Origin of the sequence: Algoriphagus sp. AGSA1 (assembly GCF_021390545.1) — a bacterium.
In the GTDB taxonomy this organism is placed as follows: domain Bacteria; phylum Bacteroidota; class Bacteroidia; order Cytophagales; family Cyclobacteriaceae; genus Algoriphagus.
On record NZ_JAJUWR010000016.1, the window covers coordinates 76,998 to 97,324 of the forward strand.

Consider the following 20,327-nt stretch of genomic DNA (forward strand, 5'->3'; position numbering starts at 1 on the left):
TTAATATACTCAAAATAAGCAATTACCGTATTCAGGGTCTTTTCCATAATCAAGTATGGAATATATGGATACTTTGGTTTTCTTCTTCCTTTCATTTTTCCAAAGCATCTTATTTCTCAAGAACATGGACTCGCATACTCCGTTAGAAATAATAAGCCCAGTTAATTGACATAATGTAAGGAATGAAATCTGACGGATGGACACCTCTTTCATGCCAAATTTACATGGTAATTCCGTCTTGTAAAATGACATGCCTGATTCTCTGAAAATACATGAATGAAGTACTGCTAGGTAATATGAGGGCATAGGGCTTAGCTGAGGGGTTGTTCATGGTTTTATCGAAATCAGCGCTGTTGAAATCTTATGGGCAAAGGGGTCAAAAAGCGGTTAATTCATGTTAATTTGGATCCCCGGTCGGTAGTTCAGGTTCAATATTTGAACCTAAGGAGACACTCCAAGGGTTGAAATAATTATTATCTTAAACCTAATTATAACAAAGTACATATGAGCAAAAAACAATTCTTTCTAGGAATGCTTCTTGCATCTTTAATAGGGGGCATAGTTGCCTTAGCGGGCGTCAGCTTTCTCTCTCAATCACAGAATGCCACAAGCTTTGATGAAAAGCAGCAGGCGAGTTTTGTGAATTTACTTTCTGGTAAGGATTTCACAGTGCCTGATGGGATCAATTTTGTGGCCTCTGCCGAAATAGTTACCCCTGCCGTGGTGCATGTGAAAAGCAAAATCGCTTACCCTTCAAGTGGCAGAATACAAAGGGATCCCCTACAGGAGTTTTTTGGAATACCACCTCAAGGTGGCAGGGGAGCAGGTCCTGGAAGCAGGCCCATGCCAATCAGTTCCGGTTCGGGTGTCATAATTTCTTCTGACGGCTATATTGTCACCAATAATCATGTGGTGGATAAAGCCACTGAAGTTGAGATTTCTTTAGAGAACAATAAACGATTCATAGCTAAAGTCATAGGCACGGATCCAACTACTGATCTTGCATTGTTGAAAATAGAAGCTAGCAATCTCCCATTTGTAAGATTTGGTGACTCAGATAATACCAAGATCGGTGAATGGGTGTTGGCAGTAGGAAATCCATTTGACCTTACTTCCACAGTTACTGCCGGGATTATTTCGGCAAAAGCAAGAAATATTGGCATTCTACGAGGTGTGGTTGAAAATAATATGGAAGTAGAATCATTCCTTCAGACAGATGCAGTAGTCAACCCGGGTAATTCGGGAGGGGCACTTGTGAATCTGGCGGGTGAACTGATCGGGATCAATACTGCGATAGCCTCCCAGACAGGTACGTTTAACGGGTACTCTTTTGCCGTTCCAAGCACTTTGGTGAAGAAGGTAATGGATGACCTGATGAACTTCGGTACTGTGCAAAGAGGACTGCTGGGGGTGAATATCCAAAATGTCAGCCCTGAGCTTGCTGATTATTTGGAGGAAAACTTCCCGGTAGAGCAAGGTGTGTATGTGGGCGGAGTAAACGAAAACAGCGGTGGGGCTGAAGCCGGTCTCAAAAAAGGAGACATCATCATCAGTGTCGATGGCCGTGCCACAAACAATGTGGCTAATCTACAGGAAATGGTTGCCAGAAAACGCCCAGGTGACAAGGTGGAAGTGGAATATATCAGAAATGGTAAAACCCATAAAACTACCGCTACCCTGAAAAACTTCTCAGGTGATACGGAGATTGTAAGGAGGGAAATCCCGAAAACCTATGAATATGAGGGAGTGGTTTTTGAGGATGTAAGCGATAAGGTTAAAAGTCAACTTGAAATTGCTGGTGGAGCAGTGATATCCGGTGTCAACGGAGGCAAGTGGGGCAGGGCCGGAGCCAGACCGGGGTTTATCATAACTTCTGTCATCTCTGAAAGCGGCAGGACAAAAATCACAGATGTGGAAAATCTGCTGGAAGTCTTAGAAGCCAACAATGGAGAGCCTTTAGTAGTGCTTGGTATGTTCCAGGATGGAACCGAGTATTACTTTGAGGTCGAATAATCAAACAAGCAAAGAGCATAGAACATAGGCCGGTGACTTTTCATCGGCCTTTTTTTTCAGGCAGCAGCGGCATTGAAGGCAAGATTTCCTAATTTACTTTTCAATCAAACCCTCAACCTATGGATAAGAAATACATTGGCGTCTGCTGTTTTGCTTTCACGCTCTTATTGAGCATACATAGCTATGCCCAGAGCCCTTCAACTGTTCTTTCTGCACAGGGGAAACAACCTTTTCAAGGGATGTCCGCAGAGCGTGTAAGCCGTATAGATCAGATGCTGGAAGATGCCATCAGTTCGGACCAGATCCCTGGAGTAGTTGCTATGGTGGTGAAAGATGGTAAAATAGTCTATCATGAAGCTAAAGGTTTGGCGGATGTCGCTACGGGGAAAGCAATGGCAACAGATCAGATTTTTAGGATTGCCTCACAGTCAAAAGCCATCACCTCTACGGCTGTTATGATGCTGTGGGAGGAGGGGAGATTCCAAATGGATGACCCAATATCCAAGTATATCCCTGAATTTGCAGAGCCTCAGGTTTTGACAGGTTTCCGATATGGCGACACTACATTTTCTTCCCGGCCTGCATCCCGGGCAATCACTATACGGGATCTGATCACCCATACTTCGGGGATCGGGTATGGGGTGATCGATGGGGATGAGCGGATGAAAATGATCTACCACAAAGCCGGAATTGTGGATTTGTTTACCACAGAGCCGATCAAAATCAGCGAAAATATTAAAAAGCTTGCCAAACTCCCACTTCATCATGATCCTGGAACAAAATTCACCTACAGTGAAGGGCTGGATGTGCTAGGTTATTTTATAGAAGTTGTTTCAGGAATGCCTTTTGACCAATTTCTTCAAACCAAGGTTTTTGACCCCATCGGCATGAAAAACACGGGGTTTTACCTAAATGACTCCCAAGGTGAAAAACTGGTCACTGTTCACAGGAAAGTCAATAATCAATGGGAAGCTTTTCCAGTGACTTTTTACGATCCGGATTACCCCAAAAAAGGAGCAAAAACTTACTTCTCCGGCGGGGCAGGACTATCATCTACCGCTGAAGATTATGCCAAATTCCTTCAGATGTATCTTAATGGTGGTGCGTATAATGGAAATAGATTACTCAGTCCAACGACCATCAAAGCCATCATGAGTAATCAAGTGGGGGATTTACTGGGAAATGGAGGGAAAGACTATGGGCTGGCTTTTGGACTGGTGGACGAAAATGGTGTGGCCAAAGGAGGTATAGGCAGTTTAGGTACTTTTGACTGGGGAGGATACTTCAATACACAGTATTTTGCCGATCCGGTGACCAATACCATAGGGATCCTTATGAAGCAGACTCAAGGCAATACGGGGGATGAGACTGGCTGGAAGTTTAGGCAGATGGTGTTTTCGGCTGTAGAATAAGAATCAACATGGATTTCGGCAACAATTCCGTTGACCGTTTTTCTTTATAGTTGGATTGCTGCAGTTCGGCGAGAGGTGGGGTTGGCCGGCCATGATCAGGAGGCCAAGGTGGGCTTTATGGTGGACTCCTCCCATTCTGTTTCTTGATAAAATAGTTTTGATCTCTTCGGGAGCCTCTGTGCTTCTTGCGGATGAAAAAGTTTCATGGCACAAAAAAAGGATGGCCAGCTGGCCATCCTACTAGGAATGGTTTGAGATTAATTATTCCCTCTGCTCTTAGAACTGCTTCTAGAGGAGGGACTACTAGAAGATCTGGAAGTTGAGGCCGGGGCTGTTCTGGAACCCGAGGAGCGTTTCACTTCTGTGGAACTACGGCTAGGAGCCGGAGCGGCTTTTCGGGTTTGTGCCGGAGCGCTTTTTACTGCCGGACTCGAAGATTGGGATCTACTTTGAGTAGATCTTTGTGCGGGTGCGGACTGAGTCCGTGGCTGGGTCGATCTCTGTGCAGGAGATACCGTCTGGGTTCTGGTTTGAGCTGGGGAAGCCTTGGTTTCTCTGCCTGAGCCAGATCTGCTCGCCGGCGCAGAAGTTCGGGAATCAGTACTTCTGGAATTAGTCGGCGCAGTCGTTCTGGTCTGGTTGCCAGAGTAAGGCTTCGTTTCGAAGGCACTGCCTTTCGAAGTGGAATTTGACCTGCTTGGAGTTGTGGCAGGCTGAACAGAACGGGAAGATCCTGCTGTTGTTGTGGCAGGCCTGCTCGATACAGATTCTGATCTGCTATTAACTCTTGAAGGAGAAGCGGTAGGTTGTGTTCTGGCTTCACCGGACGAGAGTACTCTGGAAGGCCTGGCTGATGCAGAAGTTCCTCTTGCGCTTTGCAAGTCAGGTCTGTAGGCGCTGACCACATTTCTGGAAGCCACTGTTCTACCTGGGGTTTTGCTGCTTTCTAATCTGCGTTCAGGATAGGATCTTTTGGTCACCTGTTCGATTTCCCTTCTAGGAGGACCTGCATAGTATTTATTGTTATTGTAAACTACTGTATGATTGATGATAGTAGTGTTATTGTAGATGTTTACCCTACGGGCTCTTGGTACACAGTAACTATAAACATTGCGGTACACAAACCTGTTTTGTGGTACAAATACCCAATGGAAGGCCGGAATGTTTACTCTGACGCTTACACTGAAACCAGGACCCATCGGAGCCCAACCGTAGTATCCTCCTCCAGTTCTCCAGTCTACCCATGCCGGCCCCCAAGTATAATCAGGGATCCATGCCCAGCTCCTGTAATTATCATCATAATACCATCTACCATAGTGGAAGGTTGCCCAGCCCCAATCGTAGTCAGAAACCCACGTATTGCCATAGGATGTCATGACCCAGTGTCCGTTGGTGCCATAAGGATGGAAATCGTCATATACGGCGGGCAGCCAGACATATCCATACCTGGCATCTTTGACCCAATCACCATATGGCATCAATTCGTCATAGAATACCTGGAATGATACACCGGCCGGGGCATCAGCCTTTGCATTTTTAGGGCTAACCCAGAGAATTGTAAGGATTCCCATTATTAGGTTTCTCGTCCATCGTGGTATTTGCAGCGTTTTCATTTTATGTGGGTTTAGTGATCAAATAAATTACTTAGGTACTTCTGTTGTGTAGTTGGTCGTTTTAAGCTTGTCCTATTCAGAAGATGCGATAATCTCGAAAAAGGATGCATGCATACTAAAACCAAAATCACGCCAATTTTTCAATCTTCTTTAAAACGAATTGATGTTTGGCTGTTTTTACGTAAAAAAATGTATAAATGGTTACGTTGTGACTTACGTAATTTGAATAAATGAGAGGTAAAATTTATTACTTAAATAAAAATTTTAATAAAGATTATTGTTCGTAACTGATTTTTATAGTATAGGTTGGGGGGTAATTATAAAAGTGTTGGGAAGAGCTCAATAATATTCTGGATGATTCAATCTGAAATTTCTGTTAGAATGCGGAAGTTTATGGAGGGGCTGCTGAAAAACCCTTCGCTGGAAAAATAGATTAATCATTTAAAATGATAGCTTATTGGTGTTTTTTCAGCAGATACAAGCTTTTTGACGGCAAGAGGTTTTTATATCTGCACCAAATAACACCAAAATGGGGATTTTTAAGCAAGCCTCTGCCGTACCATCTTACATTCGAAGTACAAAGTACATCTTCACCCGGACGCCTTGAACCTGCCTGTAGGCACGTCTGGAATACCTTAGGCTTTTTCAGCAAGCCCGGGTCAAGCCCATTGGCATTAGTTGGGGTTGTTTAAGCTGCCTGTTGGCAATGCTTAATGATAATGAAAGCTTTATCAGCCTAGTTTGATAGTGTCTGGGTAAAATGAGACTTGCCCTGTAGATAATTCGTGGATGCCCCCTACTATTCCAATCTCTCCATTGTCAAGCATTTGTTTTATGATTGTGCTTCTTTCAGTTATTGCTTTGACGGTTCTTTTCACATTTATTTCAGCCACATTCTCAACAAATTTGGCATTTGTCGAATTCCTGTTTTTCTTGGTTTGTCTTTCTTCATCCACCGCAGGTCTTATTTTGGCCAACAATGCGGTCAAATTCCCCATTTCAACATGGTCACAAGCCCCTTTGATCGCACCGCATTTCGAATGTCCCAGTACTACTATTATTTTGGATCCTGCGACCTTGCATGCAAATTCAATACTTCCCAGGATATCTTCATTCACAATATTGCCCGCAATGCGCACACTGAAGATATCACCCAACCCTTGGTCAAAAATCAACTCCGCAGAAGTTCTGCTATCAATACAACTCAAGATTACGGCGAAAGGATGCTGCCCGTCCGAGGTCTCATTGGCTTGCTGGAGTAGATTTCGATTTGCCTTTAAATTCTGGACAAATCTCTTGTTGCCTTCTTTTAATAGTTCTATCGCCATAGCAGGAGTAATGGCTTCTTGGATTTCTTTTGTTAAGGTTTTCATGGGTCGATGTGATTTGATATTTTCTTTTGTTTATAGCTGTCTTTCCCCAGTTTAAGCATTAAAAGCTCCTTATGTGATTGATGGTATTGCTGTTAAGTCTGTTTTGGCTTATGTTAATCTCCCTAACCTACAAAACCTCGGGTTGTGAATATAGGCTATAACGACGATCCTTCCAAAGGAGAGTTGTCAACTATTCAACCATGCCAGCCAAAAACCTTTGGCTTGATCAGATAGGGCGGCATCATCTAATGGAGAAATCTTATTGCAGAATTCAATAACCCCATTCCTTGTTTGTATCCATTCAGCTCTATATCAGCTTTTTATTATCATCCAACTCTTACTGATTGGTTTGACCCAGCTTTTCCACTTTTTTTAGCCATTTTGCCCTAAATTCTTCTTTGGAAAGCCTGATGGGGCCAATAGCTGTAATCCGCACCTTTTTGACCCCAATATAATGCATTGTTACTTTTCTCATGGCATGATGGCTTGGGCTTCCATAAACCAAACGGTAATACCATGCCGGCTGATCCAAAGTGCAAATTATTCTGGCTGTTTTTCCGGTGAAACACTTGTCCCACCACAGCGAATCTACTCTTTTGTGGAACGCAAAACCAGGGAGTAAGACCCTGTCCAGAAAACCTTTCATCATCGCTGGTACTGAACCCCACCAGACCGGATATATCCAAACGAGGTGGTCAGCCCATTTCAATTTGTCTTGTGCGTCCAGTAAATCCGGTTCCAGTTCAGTCCGCTTTCTGTAACCAAATTGAAGGTTTGGGTTGAAATCCAATTCTCTGATAGTAATTTCTTTGATTTCAGCGTCCGACTGCGCCGCACCTTGCTTATAGGCTTCTGATAGGGCAAAGTTGAAACTTTCTTTATCAGGATGGCCATTTATAATCAGTATTCTTTTCATGTGTTTATAATTGTTTTTCAATGGTCACATGGAATCCCGCCCGGGGAATAATCATCCCTTTGTGTGTCGCCTTCGACATGCTCGATTTCATAGTCATTAGAACCAGGGTTTGAATTTTTCCTCAAATGGAGATCCTGTTAAATTCTCTGTTTTGAAAAATTGGTAGAGGGCAAAACAAGCTGGGATGGTTAAAAAGGCTGTACAAACAGCGAAAGTGGCGGCACTACTAAAAACAGCCAGCGTTTGGCTGCCTATTTTGCCAATATAAACTGCGATGAAATCCTGCTTTCTTGTAAAAAAATGATAGGCGGATTGGGAGTAATCATAAAAACGAACTGACATTTCATATAGTAGCCAGCCTGGATAAAACCATTTTCGGATGGGGTCCCACCATTTCCCCCAATTTGATGTGGGTAGTTTGTTGTTTTTTTCCATTTTTTGAGTCTTTTCACAAAGGTCATTCTAATGGAAGAGTGATCATTTGATATAGATCAAGTCCGGTTTTTAGAGCTTCTAATTCTACTCAGGGTCTCCAAAGTAATCCCCAAATAGGAGGCAATATGGGTAAGCGGTATCCTGTTGGTGATATCAGGGTAAATACTGATCAGGTGTTTAAATCTGTCCTCGGCTCTATTGAATTGGATGGTGTAAAGCCTTTCGCATAGCCCCAACATGGTTTCTGTCACCACTTTGCTGATGAAGCGCTCAAAATCATGATGTTTGTGGGAAAGACTATCAAACGTGTCTTTTGAGAACTCGTAAGCAACTGAATCTTCCACAAACTCCACATAATGAGGGCTAGGTTTGGCACTGAAAAAACTGACGATGGGAGCCATAAACTGATTTTCGAAGGTAAACCAATCAGAAATATCCTTTCCGTCTTTTAAATAGTAAGCTCTGGCGCAACCTTCTACGATCAAATACGCCTTTTCAGAATACTGTCCTTCCCGGACTACAATCTCCCCTCTCTTAAATGTGCTGATTTTTGAGTTGGCAATAAGATCTTGCTGGCATTCAATGGATAAGGGAGAGTAGAGCTTGCCAAGTTGATTTATTGTTTGTTCGAGTTGCATTGGTGGGGTTGGGACTGGATAAAATTTGTGTTTCAGCCCCTAAATAAAGATAATTGAATGTAAAAACGTAGTTAGTAAGTACACCTATCATAACGATTCTTTTTCGTTCAATAGGGATAAGATGGTGGACTAATTATTTGAAAATGATTTTATACGTTCAAATTAAACTACCTCCAAATAAACAGAATCAGACAGCTCTCTTTTTTTCGTCCAGGAATTTTTTTGGCTAAAGGCAATCCAAGCATGCCATTTAGCTGGAGCTACCTTGGCGCGCTCCGCCAGTGGACCTTTGGAGTGGAAGACAGAGGAAGGGGTTCAGCTCAAGCATTTTAAAGTGTAGCGATAAGAATCGAAAGACTTAGCTAAACCCCAATTCCACCTCTTGATACTTTTCTAAAAGCTCGGGAAGTGTGATTACAGGAATACCTAGAATACCGCAGATGGCAGGGATCTTTTTGAAAAGTTTTAGGTCATTGGCTGAAGGAGTCTCTTCTGTTACTAAGTAGATTTCTTCCTCTGGGTTGTCTTTGATCAGATGTTGGCAATACATAATCAACTTTGCATCGGCAGATTCCATAAAGCGGTTTTTCTGAACTTCGAATTCTGATTCGTTGAGTTTTTTTAATTGAAATGGATTGGCGACGAACTGGTTCTTTACCTTGTTTAAAAACCTAGTCGGAGCTAAGGGGATCAGTTCATCTGTCTTGGTGATGACCTTATTTTCTTTCAAAAATCCTTTATCAGTCAGAAAATCCAGCTTTTGCAGGATGATTTTCTGGCCAACAAATTTACTTTCCTCGTAAACAGCATCAAGCAGAATGATCTCACCTGAAGAAACTTTGCTCTTGATCACTTCGAATAGAACGCCCTTTTTATCAAACGGCAGATAGTACCGAACCAAACTCAATAAAGAACTGGTGTCGATAACTACAATCATCTCAGGTATTTTTCAAGTTGCTCAGGTTTGAGATGTAGTGTCTTGCATAGCTCATATTCATTGATCACCCCATCGTAAAATGCGGTTTGGACGGCTGATACAAATAATGGGGATTGTATGGGTTTGGCCTGACTTGCCATTGTCTTTTTGCCCATTTCCTTTTCCAGTTCTCTTTTCTTTTTTTCAGCGTCTTTTTTAGTTTGAATAGTATCCTCCTGATCTTTTCTCATTCTCCCATATATAGCACCGCTCATCTTGTTTGTTCTAACCAGATAAGTAAGGATTGCTGTAAAGCTCAGGTGAGTGTTATCAGAAATAGCTTTGATCTCATCGAATAAATAATCATTGGATTTGCCAATTTCCGGTAGATTATCAAGAGCCGCTAATTCATCACCCGCGAGGAAGGCAAAAGCAAAATTATTACACCAAGTCTCAATTTTGGATGTGGTTGTACTATGAGCCAGTTGGTCATAATCCATGGATTCGACTTCTTCCTGATTGAGCAGGTAATGACCCAATTCATGAGCTAAAGTGAAAATCTCTCGCTTGAAGTAATCCTGATTCCTTCTTAATACAATGACATTTGGTTGTAGATAGAACCCGTCAATATTGCTTTTTTGTTTTAATGAAGGGTGCTCTACAAATTCAAAGACCAAAATATTTGCCTCTGCAAATTTATTGATCAGTTCTTCTAAGAACTTCTTGGAATCTTTTCTAAACTTTGGGAAAAGTGTTTTCCGAACTTCTTTAGCAACGGTTTGTGCATCTTCAGCCGTAGTATAAATAGGCAAAGTCCTATCCATTTTAAGATCAGACATCTTAGCTAATCCTGATAAGGACAGCTTCAACTCTTCAAACTGAGTAACAATCTTTTTGGAAGCAAGGTTAAGATCAGTTCCAAATTTTTCCTTTCTAAAAAATATACTGGCTTCCTGACTTTGAATAGGAGGGTTTGCATCCAAATAATAGGATAGACCTTTGTTGAAAATCTTATCGATCCTTTTCAGATGATTGAGTTGGATTTCAGACTTAAAAATATCTTCCCACTCCAATTTATTCTTCAAACCTTCGCTCACTAAATCCAAAAACTCTTCCTTCTCCAATCTGAACTGATGGATAAGCTGTTCTATTCGGGCAATATTATAGGGAGTGGTATTCAATGCTTTGAGCTGATTTTACTAAAAGAACGCAAAAATAGGATAATTAATCCAAATGGAATTTTGTTACCTCCCAATCAACTTTTCCAACCTCGCCATCATCTCATCCTTCTCCTTCAGCATACGCTCGTATAACTCAATTTTTTCTTCGTGTAGCTTGAGAATTTTATCCACTGGATCGAAATGAAAGTTTGCACCAGAATTGGCTATAAATGCTTCCTTATTAAAGGTATTAGAAATTATATTCACCGCCTGTTCCTCATCAAAATTCTGGAATGCTTCAACAGGTAGTTGCAGCACATCAGCAATCTGGGAAAGCAGGCTGGTTTCTATTTCTTCTTTTTGCTCCAGCAGGGAGATCTTCTTCTGGTTCCACTCCTCACCCAATTCATAAGCCAGGGATTCCTGCTTGATGCCCAGCATTTCACGGAAGCGCTTGACGTTTCGGCCTTGATGGATTTGTTTGGATGAAGAGTCGTTCATGGGGTGATTTTTTAAATGATTATTCGTAATGATGCCAGTAGCCTTATTTTCTTTGCGTTAGAGGATGGAAGACCGAAGACGGGAGACCGGAGAGGCCTAAATGCTTGAGTTTACCGAATCTTAGCATGCTTTTATCTCTTTATTTACAGAATAGAGCTGATACATATTTTTGAACTTAGACTGTGAAGGTGCAAACTGTAACAGATCATTGTGACTTATTTCTGTGTTAGATCAAATCTGTGTTAGATCAAATTTAATCCTTTCCTGCATTTGACACAGGATGTGAGACTGGATTTCTTAGGTAAAATAGGTGTTTTGTAGGGATAATTTATTCTATTTCTAAAATCTTCGCGTCAATTTATGTCTGGCAGTGACTACAGATCGATTTTGTTCAACCCCCTATAGGGGTTGGGCTAAAGAGACGTGCTCTGCTATGATCCATGGGTTGCACCCATGGTTATTGAGGGTTTGATCCTTTCAGGATCGGGACAGGCTCTTCAGGATCATTGAATACAAAAAAGACTTAGAGTTTGGTAGGTCATCTGATTTACTATTTCTTTCGTATAGTCATGATAATGGGGAGGATTAGTTAGTGTTAATAGGAATTGTTTCAAAGTATAAAATCATACTTGTTCGTCATCACTTAGCAAATATTACCGATTGAAAGCCGACCACAAAGTGGTCAAACTTTTCAATAGCCACCCATGGAATGGGTGGTTAGCTGACGTAATGGGAAAATAGCATCAACCCTGAAGGGGTTGAACTTACTAATTAATCGCCCATCCATATTTCTAGCATAACCTTCTGTATTTTATCCTTCTGCTAGAATAAGCTATCCTTCCTCAGAATAGATTACCGATCAGAGACTTACGAGTTTTGTTGAGTCGCATGGCAAAGTGCCATCATTGTTACACTTAAACAAAGCAACATGAAACCTTATGAAATTTTAGGTTCAGAAGCTTATCGTGATCCTTTGGGAGAGATCACCCGGCTTTTTACAGAAGTGATGGATCTGCAAGGCTGGCGGTCAGAACTGAGAACCTTTGAAAATGGCCTGTACCGCACCAAGAAAACCTACATGGGTAAGAAACCTAAAGCGCCAATGAATTTACAATTCGATTTCATCGTATGATGCTAGATTGGAAGTGTTTCTGATTGCAAATCGGTTAAGCTATTAGGGTAGGACAAGGAGTTAAAAAACAACCCACTGCGGCGGGTTGTTTTAGCCTTGGGCCAGCCTGTAGGGCAGGGAAACTACACCCAGTCCCACGAGCGATGGTACTACACCTAGCGGGGACTTTCTGGATTCTTCAATTTGCCTTGAGCTAATATCAATTTTTTCACTCTTCAAGCACTTTAAATGAGTTGAAGAATTGATCTCCCATTCTTTTGTAGATCTCTTCGTTTTCTTCTCCAATTGGATGCCTGTTTCTTAACCAATAGGTAGTATTGTTTCCCAAGAACCATTTGTCCACCACTATTTCATTTTTTAAGGTGTCTTTGCTTTTGGAATCAAATATCACATTTCCTTTAAGTGAATCTCGATGAACTAAAATGTCAGACATGCCATTTGCCGCCAATATACTTACCGCATACGATTCAATCGTCGAGGTGTCAGTACTAGAAAAGTTCATATCTAGTATCCAAAACAAAGCGTCATACTTTTCAAGAATATGCCCTGTAAGCTTTTCATCATCAATGGAATAAAGTAGTACTTGAGGTTTATCAGGGAAAAATACTTCTATGTTTCTGTTTTCTTGAAATAATGGATAGTCTCCTGATTTATTCAACATGGAATCAATCTTGTATTCCCACATTCTTTGGAATGCTCTTTTTAAGGAATGATCGGATTCTGTATCATACTTTACTTGCATTTTCCTAAGTTCTGAGCGAACTGCATATAACTCGAAATTTACCTCTGACTCATTGCTTAAATTCTTGTTGATGATTAGCTGATTAAGTTTGCGAGCATGGTATTCAGTAATGTTGAAGTGGTATTGTTCATGGTTTAAGGTATATTTTGAATCGATTGCTTCTTTTCTTTTCCAAGAAGACTGGTTGTTCATTGCGGCATATGCCGAGAATTTTTCCTGGATAGAGTCGAATTCAATGAAAATATCACTACTGATTCCGGCCCCCCAGCCTGTAAAGGGTTTAACAAAACCTTGAAAATCGTCCCAGTCCAGTTGCTTCCATCTATGCATGGTGACAGGTGCATTAAAGTTACTCTCAAAAAGAGGGATTAAAGTCAAAATACTGATAGACCCAACTATCAAGGTCAATTTGAGTTTTAGAAAATTTGACACTTGATTTTTTTTAATAACATTTTGAGAAACCCAAGCCCAATTTCGAAAGAAAAAATGGCCATTGTTATGACTGTTACTATGATAATAATACCTAAAAAACCATTTTCAATTCGGAAATTGTAGGTACTTCCTATTATAAACTGGTGACAAGTCGCCAATAGCACCAGTGAAACAAGTAAAAAGAGATCATTAATAGATCTGCCAAGAAAATTATTTGACCTTTTATGCTCATGCCTATAAACGACGTGGTTAGCTATGAAAACGAAAAGAATCGTGTACAATTTCCAAGTGCTATGTGTGTCTTTAAAGAATCGTTCATCCGAATAGTAATTAATAATCCCTATTATGGCCAAAGCAAACAGGGCAATGGAAATAGCAGTCAAAAACTCCCTATAACTCAATGTTCGGAAAAATGGACGGTAATCAAGGCTTAAGGAAAGCCTATCAACTTCTAATTTTTTTTCTTTCGTTGGATCGGCAGCTTCATCAAGAACTGGAAGGACTTGCTCACTCAGGTTTTTATTTAGCAGCTTGGTCGCAGCTAAAACAGCCTCAGGTCGGTATTGCTCTTGATTATCAACTATCCGTTGGAGCTCAATCCTAGTCTTTTTCTGAAATCTGGTAAGAAAGTAATCTTCCATTATTAATGTCTTTCTCTTTCAGGAGAAAGAAGATGGTTTGGTTAGGACTAAGTAAGGAATTCATCTAAGCCATTAAGTAAAGACAATTTTGCAATATGCCCCAGTTTTTGATCATAGATTTTAAGGAAAAAGTTAATTACAAATTCTGTCCAGTCGACCTCTTCCTAACTTTGCCTCTTAGCCTATTATCAGAAGTGGTGCGGGGATTGCAAATTACTAAATTTAGGAAATCGTCAAACTATACCCAGATGAGGAGATACCGTGAAGATGGCAGTTAAGAGAGAAGGAAGAGGTAGACTTTCCGTCATTCCATGGGCATTAATCATTAATGGTGTTAGACTGAAACAATATTTAGCCGTCTTTTCAGAGATTGGAACCAGGTTTCCCAGATCATGTAGTTTGGAGGAATAGGTACCGGCTAAATGCTAACTTGGGTTATGTTTGTACCATCGCTTATTTTAGTTCAGCTACAAGAATCCTGAAAGCACTCAGGATTCTTTTATCTCATACCGCTCTGCCAATAGGTTTACGAAATGTTCAATTTCATCCCCATAGTGGCATTTAAGTACAGCAAATTTGAAATCTGTCGTTGAAAAAAATTCGATCAATTGAAAGTCTGTGAAGTTTTCCAGAAGATATAATTCTCTCGAAGCTTGTTTTGTGGATATGAAGAGGGGGAAAATCGGATGGTATGGTTTACAGGTTTTTCCCTTGATTTTCAACCTTAATTCCAGCGTCAAATAGTCTCCCTTATCATTTTTAAACAATACTAATTTTGGTCGTTCTTTTTTGAAACTGCATCGGTAGAAAGAATTTCTCTTAGGTTTTTGTTGAAGACTTTTTAGGCCTCTTGTTCGGTAGTCAGCAACATATTTTTGAGCCAAAAGTAACTCTAGTGCCTCATGCCAAACTTCTAAGAGCTTCCTTGCCTTTTCAATGTCATCTTTGGTGAAATCTTTAGCTCCCCATTGATTTTCACGGTTGATCGTTGCTAATTCCTTCATCTTAAAACAAAGCTCAATTAGTTGCACTTGTTTCGGAGTGGGGGCTAATTTTTCATAATCACTTTGACCAAGTAAAAAATTTGTAAAATTCTTAATCCTGGTTTTGTCCTTAGTCAACAATGCATGGCTTGGTACTAAAAATGGAAAATGCTCGGCATACTTCCAGCCACCTGTTTCATGAGCCAAACAATAAGCGATGGCATAATTGTTTTCTTCCTTATCTTCGACACTTACAGGAACAATTTCCTCTCGATGAATTGGTGCGGGTTCATTCTGCAAATCGGGTAACTCAAATCCAGGTTTGTAAAATTTGGGATATTTTTTCAACTCCTCTACATCCAGCCCCTGTCTGTCATTGATGACTTTTAGATATTTACTTTTGCCCGTTTGTGGGTCAAAAAAGTCTGGCCAATAGTATTTTTTGAAATATTCACTCCAAGTATTCTTTGCAAAATCCAGCAGAGTGAAAAAGGCAAATCGACTAAGATAGCTGGAAGTTGTTCCAGCATTGCAGCTAATCAGGATACTGTCTTTTTCAACTTTGATAAAAACAAGTTGCTTATTCTGTGGCTCATTTTCCAGTCTTACACTTAGAGTCAGGATTTCATTTCTATAGCTAATATACTTTTTCTTTTCACGAAAATAGGATTCCGGCTTTCGGTGTGCAGAATGCTGATAAAGGGTTTCTTCTGTCAGTGTGAATGTACCTTTTTCAAAGGGTAATCGGTAGAAGGATTTTTCGTCGGGGATTTGGGTTTGCTTTTTCATCTGTTTTCTATAGCCTTGGCCATTGGTTACAGGACCAAATTCATAGGATTCACCGGGATGAACTATTCTAGAAAGGAATACCACATTCTGGAAAAGGGATATTTTATTTAGGTTTGAAAACAGGTGGCCAATGATTAGGAGGTGAATATCGTCCGTCCCTCTGGGACTTAGCCAAATCTTATCTCCATCAAATATTCCAGAGGTTAAAACCTCTGGCTAGAAAATCGATCGTCCCGCTGGGACTGATTAGATATTGGTGTAACAGTAATACGCTCTATGTTCCTGATAAAAAAAAATGGGGTCAATGCCATAGGCATGACCGATCCTTTAGCCAGCCATTTCAATGGCTGGTGAAATGGGGGACAGCATGTTCACAAAATGCCATAGGCATGGCCGATATCAAAAAACCACCACAAACAAACTATTCTCCTGGCCTGTCAACAGTGAAAATCTCAATCAGTAATCCTTTAGCCCGACACCTTTTGTCGTCTTTTATCAGGCAATACCTAGAATTCCTTGCTGATCTCATCCCTAAAGAAAAGTTTAGTCTAAACACTATGGGCAGATCTCATGACATTAGCTCAAAGCTGTACAGCTGCGGAGTTCGACCACCTTCGGGGTCGTGGGGCATCATACATTTGTCCTCATTGCCACGGGTTTCACCCGCGGTTATTCAAGGTTCGATCCCTTTGGGATCGGGATATGATGAATGTCAATTCTTTATTACATTTCCCGACACCTTTTGTCTGGATATATCAGCCAAAACCTCGGATTCCTTGCTGATCTCATCTCTAAGGAATAAATTAGTCCAAGGACTTTGGGCAGATTTTGTTAATTTCCCTTTCTAATACTTCAGACTATGAACGAAAAAATCCACCACGGCCGGAATATCAAGCGTTTTCGTGAGATGATGGGCATCAAGCAGGAATCGCTGGCCTTCGAACTCGGGCCTGACTGGTCCCAGAAGAAAATCAGCCTGCTGGAGCAAAAGGAAGAAGTGGAGGAGGAGCTTCTGCGTCAGGTGGCCGATATTTTAAAGGTTCCAGCGGAAGCGATTAAGAGTTTTAATGAGGAGATGGCCTTGCAGATAGTGAACAATTCCTTTAACAACTCCTCCGGAATAGGCTTGAATTACCACTGTACTTTTAATCCATTGGATAAACTTCTTGAATCTATGGACGAAAATAAAAAGCTTTACGAGCGACTTCTGGAATCGGAGCGGGAAAAGGTGGAGTTGTTGAAAAAGATGATGGAGAAATAGGAATCACCAATCTTTGGGAAAAGCCTTTCTGTTAACTAGGAAGGCTTTTTTATTAAAATCACCTTTTTAGAGTCTTTATGAATGGAAAACAAATAACTAAAGACAATCATTATTTAGCCCAATCTTATCTTAAGCATTGGCAATCATCTAAGGGGAAAGTTTGGTGCTATAGGACACTTGTTTCTCATGAAAACATTCCCACTTGGAATGAAACACATGTTGAGGGAACAGCTTTTTTTACTCATTTGTATTCTAGGATTGAAAAGGGATCAGTTTCAGATGAAATGGAGCATTGGTTTGGTTCAGAATTTGAATCGCCTGTCTCTGCGGTTCTAAGTAAGGTGCTAAAAAATGATATTCTTAAACCTGATGACTGGAGGACTTTGGTTAAATTCTTGGCATTGCATGATCTAAGAACCCCAGCAAGACTTTTTGAATATTTAGAAAGAGGATCGGAAACAACAATGGGTGTAATGCAAAATGTAATTGATAATTTCCCTAAGGACTTAGATAATTTTCAAAAAAGAGAGAATGAAGCAACACCTATCGAGGAAAATATATATAGTTTCCCCTTCAAGGTTACCCCCAAGGTTATTGAAGGAGAAGAATCGGTTTCGCTAAAAATAGAAACTGATATTGGACGGGCGTCTTGGTTATATACAATTCAGCACCAAATGAGAAATACATCGACCATTTTGAATGAGCATAGATGGACTATATTGCATTCGTCATTTGGACAAAACTGGTTTACGTCAGATAAGCCTGTCATGCGTCTAAATTATCATAAAGGTAAATATGACTTTAAAGGTGGCTGGAATTCAAAGGGTACTGAGATTATTTTTCCACTCAGTCCACAGCATTTGCTATATACTAAAATTGGAGCAAAACCTCCCCAAAGGGGAACCAGATTGTCAGCTGACAAGACTAGTTCAATCAATAAACTAATTGTTGAACATTCCTTCAGAAATGTTTATTCGAAAGAGAGAAATAACGAAATAGGGCATCTGAAAGCCAGATTAGTTAATCTAGAGCAATTCAACTATGAAAAAGAATTTTGGCAGAAATGGCATTTAGAACAAGGTAAGTCTGAAAACTATTTTTTCTAAAAAAGTCGATTTAGAAAGTCCTAACTCGCTAAGGTAAGTGCTTTAGTGGTCACTAAGCGAGAATGGAATAGACTTAGCATATGAGGGCTACCAAAAGCTTTCTGATTACACTCATTAGGGGTGATCAAACTCCACCTATATTCGGTTATGAATATAATCCAATTAATGGAGTCTCAACATTGAGATATGCAGTTGATAATTCGACTAATAATTCTTTGCCATATTCTACGCTGCCAAAAGTGCTGATATCACACATGTGCTCATGAGCAGCTACTGAATCTTCTGAAAGTAAGTACCCAAATGGTTGAAAATTAATTTCTGACCATTTTTGAATTCCTAGTTTCGGGTCATACACAATTGAATGTCCTATCATTCTCTTGTGGCTGGATAGAGTAGAATATAGATATATCTTATATTTTTCAGGCATCCCCACATTATCTTTATTCATTAAGAATTCAACCAAATCTTTTTGAGACTGAAGGTGTCCCGACTTGTCTGCAGACATGAACATTGTCAAAATCTGTTTTATGACATTAAGAGGTTTGATTTTGTATTCTCCTTTTATGTTGTATTGACCTTTGGAATTGTTAATTATTTCCATTCCTTGATGAGCAAAACTTACAAAATCTCTGGCATACCAATCACCAGTATTGTTGTTACAAGACTCGCATAAAGTATAACCTCCGAATCCTTTATTACTCTTCATTTTTTTTCCAAACAAATAACTACTTTCGTCTGTCAGGTGTTCGTGACCTTGGATAAATATTGGTGAATTATTGAATGCCGCTGCGGGAGGTACGTGCTCAAATGACAATTTTTTGAGTTCCCCACAAAGTGCGCAATTGCCTTCAATGTTGTTTTTCTTTTTAACCATGAGTTAAATTCATTTATGCATTGACTAAAGGAAAAAGTACAACTGAAAATTTGATTTTCTAGATTAATCCTAAAAATTAAAACAAATGGATGATACTACATCAGGAGGGTGGGGGAAATATTCGAGTTTAGAACTGAACTAGAAAATTTTGTTAATGATTAGGGAAATTAATTTTTTAGTAAACGACCCATATGTAACAGCGGTCTCTTGATCATTCTCATTAAATCTTCCAAAGATTTCACTATCAAATCTTGAAACAAACAATATTTCATTAGTTGGTAAAATTACACCTAACTTATTTCCAATGTCAGCTTCTTTATTTTGTGTCACATATTTTTCCAATACATCTGTATATGATGTAGTTATTTCTAGTTTTTGTGTTTCTTTATCCCTATAACCACTAAAATTAGGGATTATTGTTACGTAAGACTCACCTATAGGTTCCGAAAGCCTATTTATGTATCCTATGTAAACTTTATTTGTTTTTGTTGTTATCATTAATAATTTGTCTTCATCTTTTTTTTCAGTTAATGAAAACCAGATAATTCTTTCTAAATGATTCCCCCACCTCTCTATGGTATAATCAAAAGAAAATTTTCGCGTGAAAAGTAGGTTCAATAGTTGAGCTAAAGGATATGAAATCAAGAATATAAGTATAGCATGTTTTAACCCAGGGACAGGAGTAATATTTAATATATTGTCAATTAAAAAACTAAATTTGGATCGTATTTCGTATAAATATATATTTTCTAAACAAATAATTTCTAAAGATAAATTTGATCTTAATATAAAATAATCTAAAAAATAGACAAATAATCCAAGCAAAATGGCAGCTGCCAAAGAGTTATAAATCAGTTTTTGGCGTTCGAGTCTTAAATGGTAATATCGTGTAATGTTGAAATTAACTAGGAAGATATATCCACCTAATAAAGGTAATAGAATTAGATCTAGTCTTGGCATATTTTACTCAACAAGAGTAAATGACTTTTGACTTTTTTTATTGTGGTTTTTAATTGATTTATTCAATTTAGTTAAAAGCATTAAACTTTCTTCTTTATCATTAAATAGATCTTCTGTTTTCATGTAAAATGCTCCGTTCGAAGTTATCCTGACTCTATGTAAATCAGATTTTTCTTTCCTAGATTTCCACTTTTTTATAAAATTAAATATGCTCATGATTGTGTTTTTTTTTTATAAAAGTATAAGTAATGTTTATCGGTTCATATATCCGCCTAAACCTATGTTCAGGCAGTAAGAGTAAGCTAATTAATTCGTTATACGAAAATATAGTTAGTTTTAAGCAATTCCCTTTTCTAGACTTCTCAATTATTCATTAATATAGTACGTTTTTGGAAAGAGTAAGTTTTTTTGCCTAAATTTTTTGTTTGGA

Annotated in this window: 18 protein-coding genes; 5 read left to right on the top strand and 13 right to left on the bottom strand. The window is 39.5% G+C overall.

Annotated features, from left to right (window positions below; all coding sequences use genetic code 11):
• Positions 1 to 504: 504 nt before the first annotated feature.
• Complete coding sequence (locus tag LZF95_RS14195; protein WP_233755753.1) at positions 505 to 2,013, top strand: S1C family serine protease; 1,509 nt, start codon at positions 505 to 507, stop codon at positions 2,011 to 2,013.
• A gap of 119 nt (positions 2,014 to 2,132) precedes the next feature.
• Positions 2,133 to 3,425 (top strand): serine hydrolase, encoded by a 1,293-nt coding sequence (locus tag LZF95_RS14200; RefSeq protein WP_233755754.1) that lies wholly within the window; start codon positions 2,133 to 2,135, stop codon positions 3,423 to 3,425.
• Between the two features lie 257 nt (positions 3,426 to 3,682).
• Here the strand turns inward: LZF95_RS14200 and LZF95_RS14205 are convergent, their stop codons facing one another.
• The 8 genes from LZF95_RS14205 to LZF95_RS14240 all read right to left on the bottom strand — a co-directional run bounded on the left by LZF95_RS14205 (position 3,683) and on the right by LZF95_RS14240 (position 10,977).
• Positions 3,683 to 5,038: a DUF6600 domain-containing protein gene (locus tag LZF95_RS14205; RefSeq protein WP_233755755.1), complete on the bottom strand. Its 1,356-nt coding sequence runs from the start codon at positions 5,036 to 5,038 to the stop codon at positions 3,683 to 3,685.
• Positions 5,039 to 5,769: 731 nt separating this feature from the next.
• Positions 5,770 to 6,411, bottom strand: a complete 642-nt coding sequence (locus LZF95_RS14210; RefSeq protein WP_233755756.1) for a carbonic anhydrase family protein — start codon at positions 6,409 to 6,411, stop codon at positions 5,770 to 5,772.
• A gap of 337 nt (positions 6,412 to 6,748) precedes the next feature.
• Positions 6,749 to 7,327 carry an NAD(P)H-dependent oxidoreductase gene (locus LZF95_RS14215; protein ID WP_233755757.1) on the bottom strand — a complete coding sequence of 193 codons (579 nt, stop codon included), beginning with the start codon at positions 7,325 to 7,327 and terminating at the stop codon, positions 6,749 to 6,751.
• A gap of 96 nt (positions 7,328 to 7,423) precedes the next feature.
• Positions 7,424 to 7,762: a hypothetical protein gene (locus LZF95_RS14220; RefSeq protein WP_233755758.1), complete on the bottom strand. Its 339-nt coding sequence runs from the start codon at positions 7,760 to 7,762 to the stop codon at positions 7,424 to 7,426.
• A 56-nt stretch (positions 7,763 to 7,818) separates the two neighbouring features.
• Positions 7,819 to 8,400: a Crp/Fnr family transcriptional regulator gene (locus LZF95_RS14225; protein ID WP_233755759.1), complete on the bottom strand. Its 582-nt coding sequence runs from the start codon at positions 8,398 to 8,400 to the stop codon at positions 7,819 to 7,821.
• A 358-nt stretch (positions 8,401 to 8,758) separates the two neighbouring features.
• Positions 8,759 to 9,337, bottom strand: a complete 579-nt coding sequence (locus LZF95_RS14230) for a DUF4411 family protein (RefSeq protein WP_233755760.1) — start codon at positions 9,335 to 9,337, stop codon at positions 8,759 to 8,761.
• On the bottom strand, positions 9,334 to 10,497 hold the full coding sequence (locus tag LZF95_RS14235; protein WP_233755761.1) for an ImmA/IrrE family metallo-endopeptidase: 1,164 nt from the start codon (positions 10,495 to 10,497) through the stop codon (positions 9,334 to 9,336). The genes LZF95_RS14230 and LZF95_RS14235 overlap by 4 nt, the downstream gene beginning before the upstream one ends.
• 63 nt (positions 10,498 to 10,560) lie before the next feature.
• Entirely contained in the window at positions 10,561 to 10,977 is a 417-nt protein-coding gene (locus LZF95_RS14240) for an XRE family transcriptional regulator (protein WP_233755762.1), read from the bottom strand.
• Between the two features lie 928 nt (positions 10,978 to 11,905).
• On the opposite strand from LZF95_RS14240, the gene LZF95_RS14245 reads away from it, so the two are divergent.
• A complete protein-coding gene (locus tag LZF95_RS14245) occupies positions 11,906 to 12,109 on the top strand; it encodes a hypothetical protein (protein WP_233755763.1) in 204 nt (67 codons plus the stop codon).
• Between the two features lie 208 nt (positions 12,110 to 12,317).
• On the opposite strand, the gene LZF95_RS14250 is transcribed toward LZF95_RS14245, so the two are convergent.
• From LZF95_RS14250 to LZF95_RS14260, 3 genes are all read right to left on the bottom strand, one after another.
• A complete protein-coding gene (locus LZF95_RS14250) occupies positions 12,318 to 13,283 on the bottom strand; it encodes a hypothetical protein (protein ID WP_233755764.1) in 966 nt (321 codons plus the stop codon).
• On the bottom strand, positions 13,268 to 13,924 hold the full coding sequence (locus tag LZF95_RS14255) for a hypothetical protein (protein ID WP_233755765.1): 657 nt from the start codon (positions 13,922 to 13,924) through the stop codon (positions 13,268 to 13,270). Before LZF95_RS14255 ends, LZF95_RS14250 begins: the two co-directional genes overlap by 16 nt.
• Before the next feature lie 488 nt (positions 13,925 to 14,412).
• Positions 14,413 to 15,696, bottom strand: a complete 1,284-nt coding sequence (locus LZF95_RS14260; protein ID WP_233755766.1) for a hypothetical protein — start codon at positions 15,694 to 15,696, stop codon at positions 14,413 to 14,415.
• Positions 15,697 to 16,555: 859 nt separating this feature from the next.
• Here LZF95_RS14260 and LZF95_RS14265 point away from each other — a divergent pair.
• Together LZF95_RS14265 and LZF95_RS14270 are read left to right on the top strand one after the other, a co-directional pair.
• On the top strand, positions 16,556 to 16,957 hold the full coding sequence (locus LZF95_RS14265; protein WP_233755767.1) for an XRE family transcriptional regulator: 402 nt from the start codon (positions 16,556 to 16,558) through the stop codon (positions 16,955 to 16,957).
• Positions 16,958 to 17,034: 77 nt separating this feature from the next.
• On the top strand, positions 17,035 to 18,063 hold the full coding sequence (locus tag LZF95_RS14270; RefSeq protein WP_233755768.1) for a DUF4238 domain-containing protein: 1,029 nt from the start codon (positions 17,035 to 17,037) through the stop codon (positions 18,061 to 18,063).
• A 145-nt stretch (positions 18,064 to 18,208) separates the two neighbouring features.
• On the opposite strand, the gene LZF95_RS14275 is transcribed toward LZF95_RS14270, so the two are convergent.
• Both LZF95_RS14275 and LZF95_RS14280 read right to left on the bottom strand, forming a co-directional pair.
• On the bottom strand, positions 18,209 to 18,937 hold the full coding sequence (locus LZF95_RS14275) for a hypothetical protein (protein WP_233755769.1): 729 nt from the start codon (positions 18,935 to 18,937) through the stop codon (positions 18,209 to 18,211).
• Between the two features lie 138 nt (positions 18,938 to 19,075).
• Positions 19,076 to 19,897, bottom strand: a complete 822-nt coding sequence (locus tag LZF95_RS14280; RefSeq protein WP_233755770.1) for a hypothetical protein — start codon at positions 19,895 to 19,897, stop codon at positions 19,076 to 19,078.
• Positions 19,898 to 20,327: the final 430 nt, after the last annotated feature.